Raw genomic sequence first — 20,563 nt, forward strand, 5'->3', positions numbered from 1 at the left:
CTACGACACCCAGATGGCCGACCAACTCGACACCGCCATCGAACACAACGGCAAAGGCGACCTCACCACCCTCCTCCACGGCAACGACACCTGGACCGTTCCGACGACGAAGGGCGGGAGCTGAACACGACGATCGAGTCAGCCGGCCGAACCGTCCGCCCGGCCGACGGAGTTCGCGGGTACGCGCACAGGCAGTGCTCACGCGCGCAGTCCCCGGCGCCGATCCAGGAACCGCCGTGCCCGGGCGGTGCGCAGGCAGGCCCCGAGCGCGACGCACCCGGCGGCCGTGCCGTACGCCCACGCCTGGAGGGGGAAGCCGTGCAGGGGGGAGCCGCCGAGGTAGAGGACGGTGCCGGCCATGGTGACCGTCAGCCACTCCCACCGGCCGTCGAGAGCCACCAGGCCGACGACGAGCAGCGAGTACCAGGGATAGCTGGGTGAGACCAGCAGCAGGGCGGTACCCGTCAGCACCAGGGCACCGCGCCAGGGCCGGGCCGGGTCGCCCCGCCACCACACGTACAGGGCCGTCAGCGCGAGCAGCACGACGACCGTCGCCCCTGCGGCGGCGTCCGGCAGCAGCAGCCGCAGCAGGGCGAAGCGGTGCACGTCACCCGGTTCGTAGCCCTCCTCCTGGAGGTAGCCGGGCAGATAACCCAGGACCCCCGTACCGGAGGCGACGACGTAGGGAAGATACGCGAGCGCGACCGCGGCGATCACTGCCGACGCCACACGTGCCACCCGTGCGGGACTCCGCTGTCCGGCCAGGGCACCCGGCAACGCCAGGACGGGCAGCAGTTTCACGGCGATCGCGGCGCCGAGGAGGGCGCCGCGTCGGGTCCCCGCGGTGGCGGTGCCGAGAGCCAGCACGGTGAGCAGGACGCCGAGGGTGTCGATGTGAGCGTTGTTGACCGCCTCGAAGGGGACGGCAGGACACCATCCCCACAGCGCGGCACGCGCCGGGGCCCGGCTGGGGTCGCCGCGTCGGCGGCCCACGGCGAGCAGGGCGAGTGTCGTGCCGAACGCCAGGACGACGCCGCCGGCTTGGAGCGGCTTGTGACGGCTGCCGGACGGTGAGAGGCCGTGCACACCGACGAACCAGCCCTCGGCGACGGGCGGATAGATGGTGGGAACGGTGGGACGGTTGATGCGGACGCACAGGCCGCTGTCCGTACGGGTCAGTCCCCAGCCCCGGCACGACCCTCCGGAGGGGAACAGCCAGTCGTCGCGCAGCCGGGCGAGTTCGGGCGCGGCAGGTGGATGGGCGTACGGGGAGATGCCGGCCGCCTGGACCCGGCCGTCCCAGGCATAGCGGAACATGTCGTTGCTGGTGCGGGGCGGTGTTGCGAGTGCGGCCAGCGCGACGGCGGCCGCACCGGTCAGAACCAGTCCGGTCGCGACGCGCGTCGGGACCTTGCGCACGGCCCGTACCGCGGCGACGAACAGCGCCCAGGCGACGGCGTACCCGGTCAGCAGACGGCCGGGGTTGCTGTGGTTGTCGCCGGCGCGAACCGTGGCGAGGACGACGGCGGTCAGCGCGGTGAGCAGGACCGCCGTGACGAGGACGCCGACACGGGCCGCTTTCCGGTCGACGGGTGCGGAGGGCCGGCCGGGCGTCCGCAGATGAGATCGATGCCGCGTCGCGGCGGTGTCGTTCATGGTCGACCGGGCCTTCCGGTGGCCGCGGTGTGCCCGTCGACGTGCCCGGACCGTGGCCTGCACAGGTCCAGGAACGGCCGGCCCTCGGCCGTCCACCGGCCGGCCGGGATCCAGCCCGCGGCCTCGGCGGCGCAGAGCAGGGCGGTGGTGCCGAGCCGTGCCCAGGGGAACGGCCTGCCGTACCGGCCGTGGGCATCCTCGACCCGCACGGTGAGCCGCTCGTCGACGTCGTGCGGGGCGGCCTCGGCCAGCAGGCGCCCGCCGGGCGCGACCACGCCGCGGAGGCGGGCCAGCAGCGCCACCGGGTCACCGCCGATGCCGATGTTTCCGTCCATCACGAGCACGGTGCCCCAACGGCCTTCGCCCGGCAGGCGGTCGAACACGGACCGGCGCACGGCGGCGCCCCCGCGTTGCCGGGTCCGGGCCACGGCGGCCGGGCTGACGTCGACGCCGAGCGCCCGCACACCCCCCGCGGTCAGGGCGGCCACCAGACGTCCGGGACCGCAACCGACGTCGAGAACGGGGCCGGTGCAACGGTGCAGAACGCCGGTGTCGGCGGCGTCGGGTTCGGCACACCATCGTTCGACGTCGAGCGGCAGCAGTTCCCCTGTACGTCCGGCGCCGTCCTGTCCGGCCGGTGGCCGCAGGCGGCGCAGGAAGAGCGGGCCGCCTCCGGTGCGCAGGGCGACGGCGTAGGGGTCGTCCGCCCACGGCTCGCCCGGCCTCGGGCGGTCGGTCGGATGCGACTGCGCGGGCAGCCGGGCAGGCCGCGCGGGCACGGTCTGCGGATGCCGTCGCGTCCCGGTCTGCGTCGTCCACCGGGCGAAGGCGGGGTCGGTGCCGCTCGCCGTACCGCTCATCGCCCGCCCTCCGCCAGCGAGTTCAGCGTGGCGGCGAAGCGTGAGCCGGGGGGACAGCAGGCGGCGACCGCGACGGCGTCGGCGGCGGTGTCCACATCGCGGAGTACCGGCAGATCGCGCACGGCCAGCCCCGCCTCGGCCAGTCGGCGCCGCTGCACCGCCCCGGTGCGGTCGGTGGACATCGGCACACCCGGCACCAGAGCTGCGGCGCGCGAGGGGTCCGCGAGGCCGAGCGCCCAGAAGCCACCGTCCGCGGCCGGGCCGAACCAGGCGTCGTGGCCGTCGTGTCCGACGCCCGTGAGAAGGTCCGCGGTGAGCTGGGGGGTGTCCATGCCGACGAGGAGGGCAGGACCGCGGTCGCAGTGAGCGAAGGCTGCCGCGATCCGCTCGTCCAGGCCGCCGGGTCCCTGGGGCACGATGTCGAAGCCGGACGGCAGCCAGGGCCCGGGAGCACCGTCGAGAACGAGGACGCGTCGCCGGGCAGGGGTCCTGAGCACCGTGTGCAAGGTGTCGGCGAGAGCGGCCTCGGCCAGAGCCGCCGCCTCCTCGGGGGTGTAGGGCGGGGTGAGCCGGGTCTTGACCCGTCCCGGGACGGGGGCTTTGGCGATGACCAGCAGCGTGGCCGGCCCTGTGGCCGGGTGCGGGGCGCTCATCGTCCGGCTCCGCCGGCCGTCGCCGCGGGCAGCCGGCCGGCGGCGGGTCGTTCGGCCAGGACGGCGCGCATGTCCCGTACGGCGTGCCAGGTGCCGCGCCAGGTGCCGGTGACCTTCGACCGGCCCGTGCGCGGACGGTAGGGCACGTCCGTCTCCCGCACCTGCCAGCCCGCGTCGGACGCGCGGACCAGCATCTGGAGCGGATAGCCGGAGCGCCGGTCGGTGAGGTCGAGGGCGAGCAGGGCCTCGCGGCGGGCTGCGCGCATCGGGCCGAGGTCGCGCAGTCGCAGTCCGGTCCGCCGACGGACCAGGCGGGCCAGCTCCAGATTGGCCAGGCGGGCGTGCAGGGGCCAGGCGCGGCCTGTGACGGGCCTGCGTCGACCCATGACGAGGTCGGCAGAGCCGTCGAGGACGGGCCCGGCGACGGCGGGCAGCAGCGCCGGGTCGAGGGACGCGTCGCAGTCGCAGAAGCAGACGACGCGTGCCGTGGCGGCGGTCAGACCCGCGTGGCAGGCGGCGCCGAAGCCGCGTCGCGGTTCGTGGACCACATGTGCTCCGAGGGCTCGGGCGATGTCCGCCGAACCGTCGGTGGAGCCGTTGTCGACGACGATCGCGCGCCAGCCCGAAGGGATGCGCTCCAGCACCCAGGGCAGGGCCTCGGCCTCGTCCAGGCAGGGCAGCACCACGTCCACAGGAGCGGGCGAAGAGGGGGAAGTCTCGGTCACCCCACTCACCCTACGGAGACAAAAGAGACAAAAGTGATGTGGCGATCTTACGGAACACTGACGCCCGTTACCGCTCCCGCCCACCGTCGAACCCTGGTGCGAGACTCGGTGGCGTGAAACGCGTACTCGTCGTGGACGACGATCCCACCGTCTCCGAGGTCGTCGCCGGATACCTGAACCGGGCGGGCTTCGACGTCGACGTGGCCGGCGACGGTCCCGCCGCCGTTGCCCGCGCCGGCGTCCGGCCACCCGACCTGGTGGTGCTCGACCTGATGCTGCCCGGCATGGACGGCCTGGAGGTCTGCCGCCGCATCCGCGGCAACGGACCGCTCCCGGTGATCATGCTGACGGCGCGCGGCGACGAGGAGGACCGCATCCTCGGTCTGGAGGTCGGAGCGGACGACTACGTCACCAAACCCTTCAGCCCACGTGAACTCGTCCTCCGAGTGCAGTCGGTACTGCGCCGCACCGGAGCACTGGCCGCAGCCCCCGCCTCGGGGACCGCGTCCCGGCTGCGCACCGGACCGCTCGAGCTGGACCCCGGCGCCCGCCGCGTCACCCGCCAGGGCACCGAACTCCCTTTGACCATCCGGGAGTTCGACCTGCTGGAATACTTCCTGCGCAACCCCGGGCAGGCGACGAGCCGCGAGGAGCTGATGCGGCGGGTGTGGGGCTGGGAGTTCGGCGACCTGTCGACCGTCACCGTCCACGTCCGACGCCTGCGCGAGAAGATCGAGGACGACCCCGCGCGCCCCCGGCTGATCAGCACCGTGTGGGGCGTGGGCTACCGCTTCGACGCTCCCCCGGCGGACGACGGAGCCGACGATGCTGCGTGACGCTCTCCTCATCGTGATCTACGCGGCCATCGGTGCGGCCGCGGCCGGCCTGCTCGGCATGGGCGTCCTGCGGCTGCTGCGCAACCGCTCGGTCATCCTGTCGCTCGCGGTGGTGGCCGCCGTCACCGTCGCCGCGATGCTCGCCGGAACCATGCTGGTGGCCTGGGCCATGCTCCTGTCCGACCACGACCTGTGGGTGGTGACGACGGTCTGCTCCGTCGCGGCGGTCGTCTCCCTCTGCGTGGCGCTTGCGCTCGGACGCGGGGTCGTACGCGGCAGCCGGGCCCTGACCGAGGCCACCCGCGCCCTCGGCGACGACGGCAGTTTCACCCCACCCGCCGCCGCACCCACCGCCGAACTGGCCGAGCTGGGCCGCGAACTCGCCGCCACCAGCACAAAGCTGGCCGCCTCACGGGAGCGGGAGAAGGCCCTGGAGGACTCCCGCCGCGAACTGGTCGCCTGGATCTCCCACGATCTGCGCACCCCGCTCGCCGGGCTGCAGGCCATGACCGAGGCGCTGGAGGACGGCATCGTCGACGATCCGGGCGTCTATCACGCCCGCATCCGCGCGGAGGTCGCACGGATGAGCGGGATGGTCGGGGACCTCTTCGAACTCTCCCGCATCCAGGCCGGGGTCCTCGCACTCAACACCACCCGGATGTCCGTCTACGACCTCGTCGACGACGCGCTCGCGGGCGCCGGCGCCCTGGCCAAGGAGCGCGGCGTACGGATCGTCGGCGAGCGGGTCGAACCTGTTCCGATCGAGGTCGACGGCCGCGAGATGTCCCGTGTGCTGGTCAACCTGCTCACCAACGCGATCCACCGGACGCCCGCCGACGGCACCGTCGCGGTCTCCGCCCACCGGGAGGCGAACAGCGTCGTCGTGTCGGTGACCGACGGCTGCGGCGGCATCTCCCCCGAGGACCTGCCCCGAGTCTTCGACACCGGCTGGCGCGGCACCGGCGCCCGCACCCCACCGGCCGGAGCGGGGCTCGGACTGGCCATCGTGCGAGGGATCGTGGAGGCCCACCAGGGGCGGGCGGCGGTGTGCAACGTCCCCGGCGGCTGCCGCTTCGAGGTCCGCCTGCCCGCCGCCGTCTGAGCTGGGCCCGGGACGAGGACGGTCCTGCGCGCGACGCAGGACCGGTCCCGCCTCCACCGGCCCCGGGAACGGACGGCCGGCCGGGGAAGTCCTCAGCCTGCGCGCAGCGGTGCCGTGGCGAACTCCGCCATTCCCTCCCGGAAGGCGACCCCCGGCTTCCAGCCGAGTTCCTCGCGCAGCCTGCGCGAGGAGGCGGTGATGTGGCGGACGTCGCCGAGCCGGTACTCCCCCGTCACGACCGGCGCCCGCCCGCCGTGCGCCTCGGCCAGCGCGGCGGCCATCTCGCCCACCGTGTGCGGCTCGCCGCTGCCGACGTTGTACGCCCGCGCGGTTCCTTCCGGAAGGCCGGACAGGCCGTCCAGAGCGGTGAGGTTGGCCCCGGTGACGTCCCGCACATGGACGAAGTCCCGCCGCTGGCCGCCGTCCTCGAACACGCGTGGTGCCTCACCGCGTTCCAGTGCGGACCGGAACAGCGAGGCGACACCCGCGTAAGGGGTGTCCCTCGGCATCCCTGGGCCGTACACGTTGTGGTACCTCAGTGCGATCGTCCGTCCGCCGACGGCACGCGCCCACGCGGAGGCGAGGTGCTCCTGCGCGAGCTTGGTCGTGGCGTAGACGTTGCGCGGATCAAGCGGCGCGTCCTCCGCGACCAGGCCCGGGACCAGCGGTTCCCCGCACTTCGGGCACGGCGGCTCGAAGTGTCCCGCCTCAAGGTCGGCCACCCTGCGCGGACCCGGTCCCACGACTCCGTGCGCCGGGCACTCGTAGCGGCCCTCTCCGTAGACCACCATCGAACTCGCCAGCACCAGACGCCGCACCCCGGCATCGGCCATGCCGGCCAGCAGTACCGCGGTGCCCAGGTCGTTGCATCCCACGTATGCGGGGGCGTCGGCGAAGTCCTTGCCGAGTCCGACCATCGCCGCCTGGTGGCAGACGGCGTCCACTCCCCGCATGGCCTCGGCCACGACCGCCGCGTCGCGGACGTCCGCATGTCTGAAGTCCGCCCCGTCGGGGATCGGTGGGGCCGTGCGGTGCGCGGCGGGCAACAAGGCGTCGAGCACGCGCACCTCGTGCCCGGCGCCGGTGAGGGCGGCGACGACATGCGAGCCGATGAAGCCCGCGCCTCCGGTGACCAGGATCAACATGCCATCGACCGTACGGTCGCGTGCCCGCACCGCGAGCGCACGGCGCGGGCACGTCAGAGGTTCGTAAGACGTGCGGGCGCCTTCCGGGGGACGTCCCGGGTCGGGGCCGCGATCGTCAGCAGGCCGAAACCCACGGCGAAGCCGAGCATGGTGACCACGCCGCGCGGCCAGAAGACATGGCTGCCGACGAAGGACCAGCACGCCACGAGGACCACCGCGCCGCCGGGCAGCACCCGCGGGCCGTGCCGCCGCAGAAGAACGGTGCATGTGGCGAGTGCTGCGATCGTCAACGCGTAGACCCCTGCCCGGCCGAGTGCGTCACCGGTCGTGAACAGGCGCCCCACTGCACCGTGCGCGGCGGTGTCCGCCACCGTCCCGGCGGAGATGCCGGCCACCGCATCAAGCCCTGTGTAGTAGGCGACGTAGCCGAGGCAGCCGGCCCAGGCGACGACGGTCAGGCCGCCGTCGACACCACGGACCGGCCTGCCCCACAGCGGCACCAGCAACCCCAGAACCAGGAGAGGGAAGACCGGTAGCAGGACGATGTGCAGACCGGCCCAGTGGCCGGCCGTCGCCGCTGTCAGATGACGCGGGTGCATCGTCCCCGCCGCGGCGAGCAACAGAGGCGGCGCGGTCACCAGGGCCGTCGCCCGAAAGGTTCGCATCGTTTCAACGTACGAGCGCGCCGAGCCGCTGCCGACTCTGCGGTGGACATGTTAAGACACCTGTAAGACGGCTCTATCGCGAGCAGTTCCGCAGGGCCCGTCGAGTTGGCCTCCGCCGTCCGCGACGGACCCACCGCGCCGCCCGTACAAGGGCCGCGACCGCCGCCACCGCCACGAGCGCGAGCAGCCAGTCGCGCGGGTAATCCAGAGGCAGGACCGAGGAGTTGGCCGGCCTCCCCGGGCGCAGCAGCACCGGCAGGGCGACCGCTGTCAGGGCCCCCGCGACCAGCAGCGCACCGCGCACCGGCCCGCGCGCACCCCCACGGACCAGCGCCCACCCGACGAGCAGCACCAGTGGCGCGATCAGGGCGTCGTGCAGCACCACCGCCCCGCCGAGCCACACCAGGACACCCGGCAGGTCGCGCACGTCCAGCAGCAGCTGTACGCCCACGCCCGACACCACCAGACCGGCCGCGCCCATGGACAGCCGCGCCAGGTTCATCCTCATGTCAGCACCTCCAGTCGGCCGACCCACTTGGTCTGGAGCACACCGGGCCGGTTCGGGGCGATGAGACGCACCGGGTAGCCGTGGTCGGGGGACAGTTCCTCGCCATTGAGACGGAGTGCCAGCAGGGTCAGCGGATCGCGGGCGTGTTCGTGCCCCATCTCGGAGACCCGGTAGCCGCCCCGGGTCTGCAGCGAGACCACCCGTACTCGCGCATGCGGCGGGGCACCCGCTAGCTCCAGGAGGTCCACGACCCGGGCTCCCGTCCAGTGCGCCGACTTGCTCCACCCCTCCACACAGGCGATCGGCAGCTCCACCTCGTGCTGCGGCAGGCCGCGCAGCTCGTCCAGGGTCAGCGTGTACGGCCTCGGCCCGGCGACCGTCAGGCGGTAGCGCTCGGCCGGAATCGCTCCGACTCCGGCCGCGACGGCGGTCCGATTGACCGGCAGGCCCTGCGGGCCGTGGTCCGGATGGCGCGGGGCGAGCAGGTCGAGGTCCTTCAGAGGGGTGAAGGACTGGCCCACGGTGGTCACCGTGACCGCGCCGACCGCCGCCGCCACCGCGGCGAGGAGCGAGCGGCGGTCGGGGCCGTCCTCCTCCGGCAGGGCCGTGGTGCCCGGCGACCGGCGGCTCCAATGGGCCCGGATCTCGGGAGCCTTGACCGCGATGTGCAGGAGCAGCGATCCGGTCACCAGCCAGGCCACGGCGTAGTGCACCGGTACGAAGGAGAAGGGCCACGGATACCACTGCACGGTGTTCAGCAGGCCCGTGGCCACTTCGAAGAGGGCCGCCCCGACGAGCACGGCCACCGACAACCGCTCCAGCGCGTGCCGCACCGACCGCACCGGCGGCCAGGCGAACAGCCGCGGATAGACCGTCCACAACTTGGCAAGCAGCAGCGGGATCGCCGCGATGCCCGAGGCGACGTGCAGCCCTTGGGTCAGCCGGTAACCCCACGCCGGGCGGCTCGGCAGATCGTCGGCGGCCCAGCCGGGCGGATGCTGCAGCACGTGGCTGATCAGGCCGGTGACGAAACAGACGGCGAAGGCGAGGCCCAGCCATCTGCCGATCGAAGTCGCCGTGCGCGGGTCGTGCAGCCTGCCCCTGAACACCGGCGGAAACGTACGCGATCTCATGTCACCCATCACAGCCACCGCAAGGCCGCCCAGGAATGCCCGAGCCCCTTACGGAACACGAACATCGGCGCCGGCACGGCCACCGCGCGGGCGCCGGGGGTCCTCACCCGTCCGGCGCGCACGGCGCGGACGGCGCGGACGGGGAGGGTTCCGGCGTGTACCCCGGTCGCCTCCCGGGCCCCTCTCCACCGCATCGTGGGTAACGAGCCTCACAGGAATTCATCCTCGAAAGCTGGACAGGGGCAGAAAGAGCTACGGGAAGGCACCCCTGTGACGACGACTGCACACGATCCACGTGACATGGCTGCGACGAGCCACCGGACAAGCCGTTTCCTGCGGCGCCTCACCGTCGCCACCGGCGGCGGAATGTTCATCGACGGGTTCGTCTTCGCTTCGGTGGCGTCAGCCCTGGCCGGCACGGCGATGGCCCGTGACATCGGTGTCACCTCGACGTGGAACTCGCTGATCTCGTCGTCGACCCTCATCGGCACGTTCTTCGGCGGGCTGTGCCTCGGTTACGTCACCGACCGGGTCGGCCGCAGGCCCATGTTCACCATCGACCTTTCGGTCTTCCTCGGCTGTGCCGTGCTGATGTTCTTCGTGACGGCCGCCTGGCAGGTGTTCGTCCTCGGCCTGGTCATGGGACTCGCGGTCGGTGCCGACTATTCGATCGGGTCACCGCTGCTCGCCGAGTTCGCGCCCACCGGCAAACGCGGCAACTACCTCGGCATCCTCGAGATCCTGTGGAACGTCGGCTACGTCGTCGCGTACCTCGTCGGCTATCTGGTCAACACGAACTGGCCGGACGCCTGGCACTACACGCTCGCCGCCAGCGCGATCCCCGCCGTCGCGTGTCTGCTGATCCGGCACGGACTGCCCGAATCGCCCCGCTGGCTGATCTCCAAGGGGCGGCACGAGGAGGCCGTCGACATCGTCGAGCAGGACCTCGGGGTGTCGATGGACACCGAGGACTGGCGCGACGAGCAGGCGGAGGAGACCCGCTACCGGGAGTTGTTCTCGCCCGACTACCTCCGGCGCACGGTGTTCACATGCGTCTTCTGGATCTGCATCGTCCTGCCGTACTTCGCGCTCACGTTCTTCCAGCCGACCGTGCTCAGGGCGATAGGGCTCGGCGGCAGCGCGCTGGCGGGCGCGCTGCTCGGCACCTTCATCGCACTGGTCGGCGCCGCGACCGGGTGGTTCCTTGTCGACCGGGTGGGACGGCGGACCATTCTGATCTGGCCCATGTTCGGCTGTGCGCTGGCGCTGTTCCTGGTGGCGCTGGGCTCGTTCCTGCCGGTGTGGCTCACGACGGTGTGCTTCTTCGGCTACCTGCTCTCGTACGGGATCATGAGCATCCTGCCCGGCGTCTACCCCGAAGAGGTCTTTCCGACGTCGATCCGTACCTCGGGCGTGGGCTTGGCGTCCGCGGCCAGCCGGATCGGCGCCGCCATCGGCACGTTCCTGCTGCCCCTCTCGCTCGACCACCTCGGCCTGAGCTGGTCGATGGTGTTCATGGGCGTCGTGTCACTGATCGGCGGGGTCACGTCCCTGATGTGGGCACCGGAGACCAACAACGTGCGGCTGACGCAGTCCGGCCACCGGCAGGCGGACGGCAAGGGCTGGTGGGTGAAGGGCGCGCTGGTGCCCCAGCGACAGGGCTGACCACGGCTCTCGCCGTGCTGCGGATCCGCGGCACGGCGAGGGCCCGGTTATGCGCAGCGCGGACCGCGCTCAGCCGTCGGCACGCAGGCTGCTCTCCTCGAGGTCGAGTTCGCGCTGGATCCGGCGGCGGGTGGCGTTGCTGATCTTGTTGGCTTCGTAGAGGCGCTGGAGCTCGGCGGCCTCGATGGCGATGAGTGTCCGGCGGATCTCGCGGTAGGCGTCGGCGGGACGGGCGTCGGGGTCGGTGTGGTGGGCGTCCTCGGCCTGGTGGATACGCGCTTCCAGATGGCGACGGGCCTGTTTCACGGCGGACTCGGAGGCGGCGCCCAGATCGGCGAGCTGATCCAGGTCGCCGAGCTGTCTGAGCTCTTCGAGAGCGGCCTTCGCGATGTGCCGACGGGTCCGGGCCTCCTCACGGGCGGTGTGCTCCGGCTCCAGGGCGATGCCGGAACGGCGGACCACGGGGGCGAGGGTGAACCCCTGGAAGACCACGGTGAGCGCGATGGTCCCGGTGGTGAGCGTGAGGATGAGCGCCCGGTGCGGCAGGGGCGCTCCCGTGTGGGTGGTCAGGGGAATCGCCAGCGCCGCGGCCAGCGGCATGACGCCCCGGGTACCCGCCCAGGACAGGACGGCCGGAACGCGCCAGGACGGCCGCCCGTCCCCCTCCTGTTTCCGGTACCGGATCAGGGCGGACAGTGGGAAAAGCCACAGCAGGCGGATCGTCAGCACCGTCAGTGCGATCACCGGCACCCACAGCGGCCAGCCCCGCTCGTCATGCGCAAGCTGCCTGACGACGGAGGGAAGCTCGAGGCCGATGAGTGCGAAGACGACGCTCTCCAGCAGGAACGTCACCGTGTCGTAGACGGCGTGGACCTGGAGGCGGATGGGGGCGTTGCTGAATCTGCGGCCGGTGCTGCCGAGGACGACCCCGGCGACGATGACGGCGGTCACGCCGGAGGCGTGCGACTGCTCCGCGACGACGTACGAGGCATATGGAGTGACCAGCGCGATGACGGTCTCCAGCACGGGGTCCTCGGTCCGCCTGCGGATGAGCGTCACCACTGCGGCGACCGCCGCACCGATCAGTGCTCCTCCGCCCGCAAGGATCAGGAACTGCTCGACGGTCCCGGACACGGTTATGACGCTGCCGGACACCACGGTGGCCACCGCGACCTTGTACAGGACCAGGGATGTGGCGTCGTTGAACAGGCTCTCCGCCTGCACCATGGCCTGCACGCGCGGAGGGAGGGACAGGCGCCGGCCGAGCGCGGTGACGGCGACGGGGTCGGTGCTGGCGAGGACCGAGCCGAGGATGAACGCGGTCGCGGCGGTGAGCGGGGTGATCGCCCGTGCGACGTATCCGACGGCGACCGCCGAGGCGACGACCAGGCCGAAGACGAGACCGGTCACCGGCCGCCAGACGGTGCGCAGATCGCGGACGGAGATGTCGCCGGCCGCGGCGAAGAGCAGGGGCGGCAGCACCAGCACATTGATCACGTGCGGCGGCAGGCGGACTTCGGGAACCCAGGGCATCAGCCCGACGAGCACCCCGGCGACCACAAGGAGCGAGGGGGCGGGCAGGCTCCAGCGCCGGGCACCGGTCGCCACGGCCGTGGCCAGGACCACGAGCAGCAGAATGACGATCAGGCCGGTCATGGCGCGTCCCCGGTGCTTTCGACTGGTTTCCTACCCTCTGACCAGGTACTTCATCAAAGTAGTCGACCGTGGGCGATGATGCAGCCGACGTCGGGCGGCGACCGTCGGGAACTCGGCGGACGCCGCGCCTGCGTCCCTGTCCATGGTGCAGAACCGCAGGGAGCCGGTCGCGTCGATGCGGTCGGGCGGAGTGACTCGACCGGGCGTCCGGCGTCGGGCGCCCAGGCAGCCGCTGCCGGTCGGGCGGGCAGTGCCGGCGAGCCGGCGTGCTCACCGCCTGCTCCCGGCGACTGCCGGGACGGCGCGGACGAGTACGCGGGCCGCGGTCGCGACGTCCTGCGCCGTGCTCCAGCGGCCGAGCGTCAGCCGCAACGCCCCGAGTGCCCGGTCGGGGTCCTGACCCATGGCGGTCAGAACGGGCGAGGGGGTGTGGGTGCCGCTGTGACAGGCGGAGCCCGTGGCGGCGGCGATGCCGGGGGCCGCTTGAAGAACCTCGTGTCCGCGCGTGCCGTCGATGCCGACGTTCAGCGTGTTCGGCAGTCGCCGCAGGTCGGGGCCGTTGAGGTGCACTCGGCCGGGCAGGGCGTCGGCGAGGCGGGCGTGCAGTTCGTCGCGCAGCGCCCGGATCCGGGACGGGGCCCCGTCGGAGAGTTCGTCGGCGGCGAGTTGAGCCGCCGCGCCGAGGGCGACGGCGAGTGCGGTGTTCTCGGTGCCGGCGCGCAGTCCGCGCTCCTGGCCTCCGCCGTAGACGACCGGCTCAAGCCGTACGCCGTCACGCACCCAGAGGGCGGCAATTCCCTTGGGCGCGTACATCTTGTGGCCGACGACGGTGAGCAGATCCACGCCGAGGCCGGTGACGTCGAGCGGGATCCTTCCGGCGGCCTGGGCGGCGTCGCAGTGGAACAGGGCGCCGTGGGCGTGGGTGCGGGCGGCGAGTTCGGGGATCGGCTGGAGGGCACCGGTCTCGTTGTTGGCGGCCATCACCGACACCAGCACGGTGTCCGGCCCCAGGGCATCACTCAGGGCACCGGGGTCGACAAGGCCCTCGCCGTCGACGGGCAACACGGTCACGCGGGCGCCGTGCAGCCGCTCCAGGGCCCGGCACGAGGCGAGGACCGCGGGATGCTCGGTGGCCTGGGTGACGAGGTGCGGGCGGCGGCTCCCGGAGGCGAGGACGGCGCCACGCAGCGCGAGCAGGTCCGCCTCGGAGCCGGACGCGGTGAAGACGATTCCTTCCGGGCGGGCGCCGATCAGCGCGGCCACCTGGGCGCGGGCCTGCGCCAGGGCGGTGCGGGGCTGTGCGCCGTAGGGGTGGCCGCTGGACGGGTTGCCGAAGAAGCGGGTCAGGTGCGGCAGCATCGCCGCGGCGACACGCGGGTCGACGGGCGTGGTCGCGTTGTAGTCGAGATAGACGGGGCCGCCGGCCAGACCGGGGTGCGGCGCGGGAAGCTGGGTCATGTGGTCGCCCCTGCGCTCGAAGGCACGTCCTCGGCCGGCCGCCGTTCGAGCATCCCGTCGTCGAACCGGAAGGTGCTGCAGACGCCGTCGGCGAGGAGTCGGGCGGCGGCGTAGGCATGGTCGCGGTACTCCCCTCGGCGGGAGCCGACGGCCTCAGGGTCCTCGGGGAGTTCGCCGCTGCGGTCGGCGACTTGGTCCGCGGGGGCCAAGAGGGCGCCGGGGACGTGGCCGGCGAGGCGCTCCTCCACCGGGCGCACGTCCGGCGCGGATGCTTCCCGGCGTCGACGCGGGCGCAGGGACTGCCGGGGGTGACCTACCGGCCGTCGTCGCCGAGGTACGTGGTGCGGGCTGCGGCAACGGCGAACTCCCCTGGTGCCCTTGGGCAACGGGGCAAAGGACTGGGCGACGTCCTCGCCGGTGAGCCGTCGGTGGATGCGTACGCCCTCGGGGCGGGTGACGACGCACCCGGCCTGGTCGGGGATCTGCCGGCGCGCGGAAATGTTGGCCATTCTTCACTTTCCGGTATAAAGAGTCATGAGTGGCGAATGCGCGCCGACAGGCAAGGCGCCGGATCCGATCAGGCCGGCCCGTCCGGCCCCGACGTGGAGCGGCGGGTGACGGGTCGCAGAGACGCCCACCCGTGCGTGAGGCACCGGTGCCGGCGGCAGTCGGCCGACAATCGCGCATCGAATCGTCGCGGCAACCATGCGGACGGTTCTCTCCCAGGACCATCGGGGGCCGGTGTTTCCGTGTGCCGGAGAGGCCGAGGCCTCTCCGGGTGCTTGTTCCGTGAGGTGAAGGGCGGCGCGGTGGAGGGCATGAGGCTCGGCGGTGAGCGCGAGTGGCGGCTGTCAGGGGCCGAGCCGGGTCTGTGGCAGCAGGTCGTCGAGCAGTTGGCCATGGCCGTGGCCGTGGTGGACCAGGCGGGACGAGTCGTCGCGGTCAACCCGGCTGCAGAACGACTGCTGGGGCGCCCGGCGGCGGCGATGTACGGACAGGATCTGCATGATCTGTGCCATCGGGATCCGGGAGGCGCCAGGATCCCGCGAGAGCGCTGCCCACTGCTGCGGGCGCTGGTCGAGGGGCGTCCGGCACGCGGGAACGACGACAGTTGCCTGCGGGGTGACGGACGACTGGTCCCGGTCTCCTGGTCGGTGTCGCCCTTGTCGCAGGGAGGCACCTTGAATGGCGGCGTCGTGCTGTTCGCCGAGACCGCCGCCGGCCGCGGTGCACGGTGGGAACACGCAGAGCGTGCGGAACAGGCGGAACGAGCCGCCCATACGACTGCTCTGGAGAGTCTCACTGCGCGGCTGACACTCGTCGCGGAGATTACCGACGTACTCGGTCAGACCCTGGAGGTCGACGAGGCGCTCGCCCGATTGGGTCTTCTCCTGGTTCCCCGCCTGGCCGACTGGGCTGCGGTGGACCTCCGGGTCGGCTCCCGCCAGGTGCACCGGGTGGCGGTGACCGGCCCCGAAGGCCGCGTCGCTCGACTGGAGGACTGGCGGGGCCCCCTTCCACACGGCAGGGGGCGGACCGGCTCGCCACTGGTTCGGGTACTGAACGGCGGCGATCCGGTCCTGCAGAACCGGGTGGACATGGAGGCGCCGCCCGACTCCCCTCTGGCCACCGTCCACAGTGAGTTCGTCAGGGTTGCCGGTGCGACGTCCGCCATCGTGGTGCCGTTGGGCGCCGGACGGCACGTCACCGGTGCCCTCACATTGGTGCGCACAGACCCGGCACATCCCTTCGGGGCCGGCGATGTGGACGTGGTGAGCGACATCGGCCGCCGGGTCGGCCTGGTCATCGACAACGCCCGCCGGTTCGGCCGGCAGCGCGCGGTCGCCGAGGCCATGCAACGCAACCTCCTGCCTCCGCTGCCCCGGCACGGGCGGATGCAGTTGGCGGCCCGGTACCAGCCCGCTCCGGCCGGCTCGCAGGTCGGTGGCGACTGGTACGACGCGTTCACGCTGAGGGACGGCACGCTCGCCCTGGTCGTCGGCGACGTCGTGGGCCACGACCTGACCGCCGCGGCCGGGATGGCGCAGCTGCACGGCATCCTGCGCTCCCTCGCCTGGGACCACACCGGACCGCCCGGCGCCGTCGTGGACCGCCTCGACGAGGCCATGCCCGCCATCACCATCGTGTCGATGGCCACCCTCGTCCTCGCCCGGGTGACAGGCCCGGCCAGGGGCCCCTGGACCCTGCACTGGACCAGTGCGGGACACCCACCGCCCCTGCTGCTGACGCCTGACGGGAACGCGCAGTACCTCGAAAACGGGCAGGGACTGCTCCTCGGAGCGCGCCTGGGACCCATGGATCCCCGGCCGAGCGCCGTCCAGGCCCTACTGCCGGGGGCCACGCTCCTGTTCTACACCGACGGCCTGATCGAGGTCCCCGGCAGTTCCCTCGACACCGGCTTCGACCGGCTGCGCGGCCATGCTCTCGCACTCGCCCACGAACCGTTGGACACGCTGTGCGACAAGTTGTCGGCCCGGATGTCTCCCGGCAGCACCGACGACATCGCCCTGCTCGCCCTGCGCCTGCCCCAGCAGTGACCCAAGGCCGACGGGTGAGCGATGAACGTGACGGGGACCAGACACGGCGGCTGCGCTACTGCGACATCTCGTTGCCGACGCACTTCGCCCCGGCTTCTCTCTGCTGACCGCGGAGGCCATCACCTTCACCGCACGCGTCTACGGGGTCCCATCGAGGGCCTGGTCCCACGCCCATGGACCGCGACCGCAGCCCCGCGTACAGATCGGCCAGCTCCTGCAGACGGCCCTCGACCTGACCGCGTGTCAGCAGTCGACGCATCCGCCCCACCTGGCCGCTGCCGCCGATCCCGCCTTCCGCCTCAGTACGAGCGAACTCCTGGCCTCCGAAGAACGCCGTCGGCCGAGGAGACGTATCGGAGCCGATCGACGACGAAGGTGCGGAGGGACAGCCGGCGGCACTGCGCGGGCCGAGCATCTGAAGCAGCGTCGCGTACGGCACTGCGTCACAGGACACGCTCCTGCGGGAAGCTCCGGGACGATCTCCACGGCAACCGGACGGGTCGAGGCGCAGGAGCTCCCTCGGAGTGCCTCGGACATCGTCGGCACCCGCTCGGCGCATGACACCTCGACCTCCCACGGCGACGCCGTGCCCCTTCATCAAGCGGTGCCACTCCGCCTGCCCCACGAACCGCACCCACACCTGGGAGTTTCAGCTGGAGAGGCAGGGGCACACGGTTACAAACAGTGCATATCGGATAAATGTAGGGTGGTCGGTCGTATGTCAACAGGGACACTTCTTGCGATCATCATCCCCGTCGTTGTGGTGATCGCCCTGGTCGCAGTGACGGCCTCTGCCGTAATACGCCGCCGTCGCCTGCGCGAACGCTTCGGCCCCGAGTATGACCGGACGGTCGAAACCGCTGACAGTCGACGAGCCGCCGAGCACGAGCTCAGCGCACGGGAGAAGCGTCATGACACGCTGGACATCAAACCGTTGCCCAGCGGCGTGCGGGAGCAGTACGTCCGCAGTTGGACCAGCGTCCAAGACGAGTTCGTGGACCGCCCCGATGACGCCGTGCATGACGCGGACCGCCTGGTCACCTCTCTGATGCACGAGCGAGGCTACCCGACCGAGGGGTACGAGCAGCGCCTCAAGGACCTCTCGGTCGAGCACGGTCACACGTTGGAGCAGTACCGGGCCGCTCACGACATCGAGACGCTCAGCACCGAGCACAAGGCGACGACCGAGCAGTTGCGTGGCGCCATGGTGCACTACCGCGAACTCTTCGACGAACTGCTGTCCGACGGCGGCCGACCACGTCATGCGCGGGCCTGAACCGCCCACCGGCCACGACCGGGCGAAGCGGGACCGGCTCGGTGCGACGGACGGAGGAGACATGGAACACGAACACGTACCCGACCCGGCCGAAGGACTGTCGACCGAGGACCTGGCCGAGCCGCGTCGCCGGACCGGACCGCCCGACAGAGAGGTGCGCGACGGCAGGGCCCCCGCATTTCCCGGCGAGAGCACGGCACCCGGGGCGATGGCGGCCACGGGCCAACCCACCGGGACACCGGACCGAGCGACGGCGGCGTCGGCGGGCGCCGAAACACCTCCGCTGCTCGCGACGGACGAGGAGGAGGGCTTCCGCGCTCGCTGGCAGAGGGTCCAGAACGAATTCGTCGACGATCCACGCGACGCCGTGAACACGGCCGACGCGCTGGTCGCCGACGTCATGCGGCAACTGGCGACCACGTTCGCCGAGCACAAGCAAGAGCTGGAAGGACAGTGGAACCGAGGCGAACAGGCCGACACCGAGGACCTGCGGGTGGCGCTGCAGCAGTACCGCTCGTTCTTCAACCGTCTGCTCAGCACGTGAACCACCAACAGCCGGTCGGCGGGGCGGGCCGGTCATGCGATTCCGGTGCCGCGCGTCAGCAGTAGCGCCACGTCCACCACCGCCACGGCGACCGCCGCGGCGAACGCCGTTCGCTGCCACCGGCGTCCGAGCACCGTGCCCGTCACCGCGACCGCGCCGGCCGCCGCGAGTGCCACCGTTCCCCATCTGCCGGGCGGTCCTGCGGGCGCCAGCGCCAGAACAGCGGACGCCGCCGCGAGCGGAACCGGCAGCAGCAGCCGCACACCGTCCGGGCCCAACCGGTGCGGAAATCCCCGCACACCCGTCGCCAGGTCCCCGGGGATGTCCGGCAGCACATCGCCCAGATGGGCGCCGACCCCCAGGAGCGCCCCGGCCGTGACGACCCACCAGGCCGGCCAGGGCTGCCCCGGCAGCCCCAACGCCACGAACGCCGGGAGCGCGGCGAAACCCACCGCGTACGGCACCCAGGACCATGCCGTCGCCTTGAGCCGCAGGTCGTACGCCCAGGCCGCCGCCACTCCCACCAGATGAACGACGCCCGCCCACAGGCCGCAGGCGAACGACAGCGGCACGCACAGCGCCAGCGCGGCGTAGGCGGCCACCCACACCTCCGTCACACTCACCGTGGCGTCGACGACAGGTTTGCCCCGGCGGCCGGCAGCGATGTCCCGGCGTGCGTCGAAAGCGTCGTTGCACCAGCCGACGGACAGTTGCCCGCTCAGAACGGCGGCGGTGGTCAGCACACTGCGCGTGGCGCCCTGGCCGGCGGTCACGGCCAGCGCGGCCGTCAACGCGGTGACCGCCACGACAGGCCCGGGGTGGCACGCCCCTGCCAGGCCGCCGACCCGACCGGCCCACACCGCGGCCGTGCCGCCGTCCGTCGAGCGCTCAGGAGTGCTCACCGGGCCGATCGTAGGCGTCCCGGCGCCCACCCGGCTCAAGCACGCGCCCGGGGCGAGCGGCCGGACGGGCGATCCATGGTGCCGAAGCCCTGGTCCGGGGAACACGTGCAGAGCAACTCACCCCAGTCGACAGCCGCACAGGAACCACATGACGCGGATCGCCGCCGTTCACGGTGCCCTTGCACCCCACCGCCACAGCCAGTCCGAGATCACCGACATGGTCGCCCGCACCTGCCTGCCCGAGGACGGCGACCGCCGGGTCCTGGACCGGCTGCACCGCAGCACGAGGGTCGGCTCGCGCCATATGACGCTGCCGCTGGAACGGTACGGAACGCTGGACGGATTCGGCGCCGCCAACAACGTCTTCATCACCGCGGCCACCGACCTGGGTGCCAAGGCGGTGAGAGCCGTACTGCGGACGGCCGGTCTCACCGCAGCCGATGTCGACCTGCTGATCTTCACTTCGGTCACCGGCATCGCCACCCCCTCGATCGACGCACGGCTGGTGGGCCGCCTCGGACTGCGGCCGGACGTCCACCGACTGCCGCTCTTCGGCCTGGGCTGCGCCGGTGGCGCCGCCGGCCTGGCCCGAATGCACGACTACCTGCTGGGCCGTCCCGGCCATGTGGCGGTGCTGCTGTCGGTCGAACTGTGCTCGCTCACCTTCCAGCGCGACGACGCCTCCATGGCCAACCTGGTCGCCACCGGGCTGTTCGGCGACGGCGCCGCCGCAGTCATCGCCTACGGCGCGGATCACCCGAACGCGACCCTCGGCCCGACGATCGTGGACACCCGCAGCCACCTGTATCCGGACACCGGGCACGTCATGGGGTGGGACATCAGGAGCTCCGGTTTTCAGGTCGTCCTCGATCCGGGGCTTCCCGACCTGGTACGCCGCTACCTCGCCGACGACGTCGAGGGATTCCTCGGCGACCACGGCCTGAAGCCGAAGGACGTCACCGCCTGGGTGTGCCACCCCGGCGGCCCCAAGGTCCTCGGGGCCGTGGCCGAGGCCCTCGACCTGAGCGCCGACGCACTTGATGTGACATGGCGTCACCTGGCCGACGTGGGCAACCTGTCCTCGTCGTCGGTGCTCCACGTGCTGAGCGACACCCTGGCCGAGCGCCGCCCGCCGCCCGGCACCCCTGGCCTGCTGCTGGCGATGGGGCCCGGCTTCGCCTGCGAACTCGTCCTGCTGCGCTGGTAGTTCCGAACCCGACG

General features: G+C 72.2%; 19 protein-coding genes and 1 pseudogene. 8 read left to right on the plus strand and 12 right to left on the minus strand.

The window, feature by feature from the left end:
* Positions 1-124: pseudogene (locus ADL25_RS48245) on the plus strand (2-oxoacid:ferredoxin oxidoreductase subunit beta); the annotation flags it as partial.
* A 74-nt stretch (positions 125-198) separates the two neighbouring features.
* Here ADL25_RS48245 and ADL25_RS23375 read toward each other — a convergent pair.
* The 4 genes from ADL25_RS23375 to ADL25_RS23390 are packed head-to-tail and all read right to left on the minus strand — an operon-like array spanning position 199 to position 3,894.
* A complete protein-coding gene (locus ADL25_RS23375) occupies positions 199-1,656 on the minus strand; it encodes a glycosyltransferase family 87 protein (protein ID WP_059129763.1) in 1,458 nt (485 codons plus the stop codon).
* Entirely contained in the window at positions 1,653-2,516 is an 864-nt protein-coding gene (locus ADL25_RS23380) for a class I SAM-dependent methyltransferase (RefSeq protein WP_059129764.1), read from the minus strand. The genes ADL25_RS23375 and ADL25_RS23380 overlap by 4 nt, the downstream gene beginning before the upstream one ends.
* Positions 2,513-3,169, minus strand: coding sequence for a TIGR04282 family arsenosugar biosynthesis glycosyltransferase (locus tag ADL25_RS23385; RefSeq protein ID WP_059129765.1), 657 nt, complete (start codon positions 3,167-3,169; stop codon positions 2,513-2,515). Before ADL25_RS23385 ends, ADL25_RS23380 begins: the two co-directional genes overlap by 4 nt.
* Positions 3,166-3,894 carry a glycosyltransferase family 2 protein gene (locus tag ADL25_RS23390; protein ID WP_079050537.1) on the minus strand — a complete coding sequence of 243 codons (729 nt, stop codon included), beginning with the start codon at positions 3,892-3,894 and terminating at the stop codon, positions 3,166-3,168. The genes ADL25_RS23385 and ADL25_RS23390 overlap by 4 nt, the downstream gene beginning before the upstream one ends.
* 113 nt (positions 3,895-4,007) lie before the next feature.
* Here ADL25_RS23390 and ADL25_RS23395 point away from each other — a divergent pair, with 113 nt between their 5' ends.
* Both ADL25_RS23395 and ADL25_RS23400 read left to right on the plus strand, forming a co-directional pair.
* The gene (locus tag ADL25_RS23395) at positions 4,008-4,730 is read left to right on the plus strand and encodes a response regulator transcription factor (RefSeq protein WP_059129767.1); all 723 of its coding nucleotides are present in this window, start codon (positions 4,008-4,010) and stop codon (positions 4,728-4,730) included.
* Entirely contained in the window at positions 4,720-5,832 is a 1,113-nt protein-coding gene (locus ADL25_RS23400) for a sensor histidine kinase (RefSeq protein ID WP_079050538.1), read from the plus strand. Before ADL25_RS23395 ends, ADL25_RS23400 begins: the two co-directional genes overlap by 11 nt.
* Positions 5,833-5,924: 92 nt before the next feature.
* Here ADL25_RS23400 and ADL25_RS23405 read toward each other — a convergent pair whose 3' ends face one another.
* The 4 genes from ADL25_RS23405 to ADL25_RS23420 form a co-directional block, all read right to left on the minus strand.
* Entirely contained in the window at positions 5,925-6,977 is a 1,053-nt protein-coding gene (locus ADL25_RS23405) for an NAD-dependent epimerase/dehydratase family protein (RefSeq protein WP_059129825.1), read from the minus strand.
* Positions 6,978-7,030: 53 nt separating this feature from the next.
* The gene (locus tag ADL25_RS23410; RefSeq protein WP_059129768.1) at positions 7,031-7,642 is read right to left on the minus strand and encodes a hypothetical protein; all 612 of its coding nucleotides are present in this window, start codon (positions 7,640-7,642) and stop codon (positions 7,031-7,033) included.
* Positions 7,643-7,715: 73 nt separating this feature from the next.
* Entirely contained in the window at positions 7,716-8,144 is a 429-nt protein-coding gene (locus tag ADL25_RS23415) for a hypothetical protein (protein WP_059129769.1), read from the minus strand.
* 2 nt (positions 8,145-8,146) lie between these two features.
* Positions 8,147-9,283, minus strand: a complete 1,137-nt coding sequence (locus tag ADL25_RS23420; RefSeq protein WP_107116687.1) for a molybdopterin-dependent oxidoreductase — start codon at positions 9,281-9,283, stop codon at positions 8,147-8,149.
* Positions 9,284-9,583: 300 nt separating this feature from the next.
* Between ADL25_RS23420 and ADL25_RS23430 the strand changes: the two genes are divergently transcribed.
* Positions 9,584-10,948: an MFS transporter gene (locus ADL25_RS23430; protein ID WP_059129772.1), complete on the plus strand. Its 1,365-nt coding sequence runs from the start codon at positions 9,584-9,586 to the stop codon at positions 10,946-10,948.
* 69 nt (positions 10,949-11,017) lie between these two features.
* Here ADL25_RS23430 and ADL25_RS23435 read toward each other — a convergent pair whose 3' ends face one another.
* From ADL25_RS23435 to ADL25_RS49085, 3 genes are all read right to left on the minus strand, one after another.
* The gene (locus ADL25_RS23435) at positions 11,018-12,604 is read right to left on the minus strand and encodes a Na+/H+ antiporter (RefSeq protein ID WP_059129773.1); all 1,587 of its coding nucleotides are present in this window, start codon (positions 12,602-12,604) and stop codon (positions 11,018-11,020) included.
* Between the two features lie 270 nt (positions 12,605-12,874).
* Positions 12,875-14,062, minus strand: coding sequence for a cysteine desulfurase family protein (locus ADL25_RS23440; protein WP_059129774.1), 1,188 nt, complete (start codon positions 14,060-14,062; stop codon positions 12,875-12,877).
* Positions 14,059-14,571 carry a rhodanese-like domain-containing protein gene (locus tag ADL25_RS49085; RefSeq protein ID WP_147318049.1) on the minus strand — a complete coding sequence of 171 codons (513 nt, stop codon included), beginning with the start codon at positions 14,569-14,571 and terminating at the stop codon, positions 14,059-14,061. Before ADL25_RS49085 ends, ADL25_RS23440 begins: the two co-directional genes overlap by 4 nt.
* 273 nt (positions 14,572-14,844) lie before the next feature.
* On the opposite strand from ADL25_RS49085, the gene ADL25_RS23450 reads away from it, so the two are divergent.
* The 3 genes from ADL25_RS23450 to ADL25_RS23460 all read left to right on the plus strand — a co-directional run bounded on the left by ADL25_RS23450 (position 14,845) and on the right by ADL25_RS23460 (position 18,440).
* Positions 14,845-16,620, plus strand: coding sequence for a SpoIIE family protein phosphatase (locus ADL25_RS23450; RefSeq protein ID WP_234381006.1), 1,776 nt, complete (start codon positions 14,845-14,847; stop codon positions 16,618-16,620).
* A gap of 718 nt (positions 16,621-17,338) precedes the next feature.
* Entirely contained in the window at positions 17,339-17,896 is a 558-nt protein-coding gene (locus ADL25_RS23455) for a hypothetical protein (protein ID WP_059129776.1), read from the plus strand.
* Between the two features lie 61 nt (positions 17,897-17,957).
* The gene (locus ADL25_RS23460) at positions 17,958-18,440 is read left to right on the plus strand and encodes a hypothetical protein (protein WP_059129827.1); all 483 of its coding nucleotides are present in this window, start codon (positions 17,958-17,960) and stop codon (positions 18,438-18,440) included.
* A gap of 32 nt (positions 18,441-18,472) precedes the next feature.
* Here the strand turns inward: ADL25_RS23460 and ADL25_RS23465 are convergent, their stop codons facing one another.
* Positions 18,473-19,342: a UbiA family prenyltransferase gene (locus ADL25_RS23465; RefSeq protein WP_059129777.1), complete on the minus strand. Its 870-nt coding sequence runs from the start codon at positions 19,340-19,342 to the stop codon at positions 18,473-18,475.
* A 148-nt stretch (positions 19,343-19,490) separates the two neighbouring features.
* Here ADL25_RS23465 and ADL25_RS23470 point away from each other — a divergent pair, with 148 nt between their 5' ends.
* On the plus strand, positions 19,491-20,549 hold the full coding sequence (locus ADL25_RS23470; RefSeq protein ID WP_059129778.1) for a type III polyketide synthase: 1,059 nt from the start codon (positions 19,491-19,493) through the stop codon (positions 20,547-20,549).
* The last annotated feature ends 14 nt before the right edge of the window (positions 20,550-20,563 follow it).

The organism is Streptomyces sp. NRRL F-5122, from assembly GCF_001507435.1.
Lineage (GTDB): Bacteria > Actinomycetota > Actinomycetes > Streptomycetales > Streptomycetaceae > Streptomyces > Streptomyces lannensis.

Excerpts from the sequence above, each read along its gene's own strand:
- ADL25_RS23375 (WP_059129763.1), bottom strand. The coding sequence starts at position 1,656 with ATGAACGACACCGCCGCGACGCGGCATCGATCTCATCTGCGGACGCCC.
- ADL25_RS23380 (WP_059129764.1), bottom strand. The coding sequence starts at position 2,516 with ATGAGCGGTACGGCGAGCGGCACCGACCCCGCCTTCGCCCGGTGGACG.
- ADL25_RS23385 (WP_059129765.1), bottom strand. The coding sequence starts at position 3,169 with ATGAGCGCCCCGCACCCGGCCACAGGGCCGGCCACGCTGCTGGTCATC.
- ADL25_RS23400 (WP_079050538.1), top strand. The coding sequence starts at position 4,720 with ATGCTGCGTGACGCTCTCCTCATCGTGATCTACGCGGCCATCGGTGCG.
- ADL25_RS23405 (WP_059129825.1), bottom strand. The coding sequence starts at position 6,977 with ATGTTGATCCTGGTCACCGGAGGCGCGGGCTTCATCGGCTCGCATGTC.
- ADL25_RS23410 (WP_059129768.1), bottom strand. The coding sequence starts at position 7,642 with ATGCGAACCTTTCGGGCGACGGCCCTGGTGACCGCGCCGCCTCTGTTG.
- ADL25_RS23415 (WP_059129769.1), bottom strand. The coding sequence starts at position 8,144 with ATGAACCTGGCGCGGCTGTCCATGGGCGCGGCCGGTCTGGTGGTGTCG.
- ADL25_RS23420 (WP_107116687.1), bottom strand. The coding sequence starts at position 9,283 with ATGAGATCGCGTACGTTTCCGCCGGTGTTCAGGGGCAGGCTGCACGAC.
- ADL25_RS23430 (WP_059129772.1), top strand. The coding sequence starts at position 9,584 with ATGGCTGCGACGAGCCACCGGACAAGCCGTTTCCTGCGGCGCCTCACC.
- ADL25_RS23435 (WP_059129773.1), bottom strand. The coding sequence starts at position 12,604 with ATGACCGGCCTGATCGTCATTCTGCTGCTCGTGGTCCTGGCCACGGCC.
- ADL25_RS23440 (WP_059129774.1), bottom strand. The coding sequence starts at position 14,062 with ATGACCCAGCTTCCCGCGCCGCACCCCGGTCTGGCCGGCGGCCCCGTC.
- ADL25_RS49085 (WP_147318049.1), bottom strand. The coding sequence starts at position 14,571 with ATGGCCAACATTTCCGCGCGCCGGCAGATCCCCGACCAGGCCGGGTGC.
- ADL25_RS23455 (WP_059129776.1), top strand. The coding sequence starts at position 17,339 with ATGTCAACAGGGACACTTCTTGCGATCATCATCCCCGTCGTTGTGGTG.
- ADL25_RS23460 (WP_059129827.1), top strand. The coding sequence starts at position 17,958 with ATGGAACACGAACACGTACCCGACCCGGCCGAAGGACTGTCGACCGAG.
- ADL25_RS23470 (WP_059129778.1), top strand. The coding sequence starts at position 19,491 with ATGACGCGGATCGCCGCCGTTCACGGTGCCCTTGCACCCCACCGCCAC.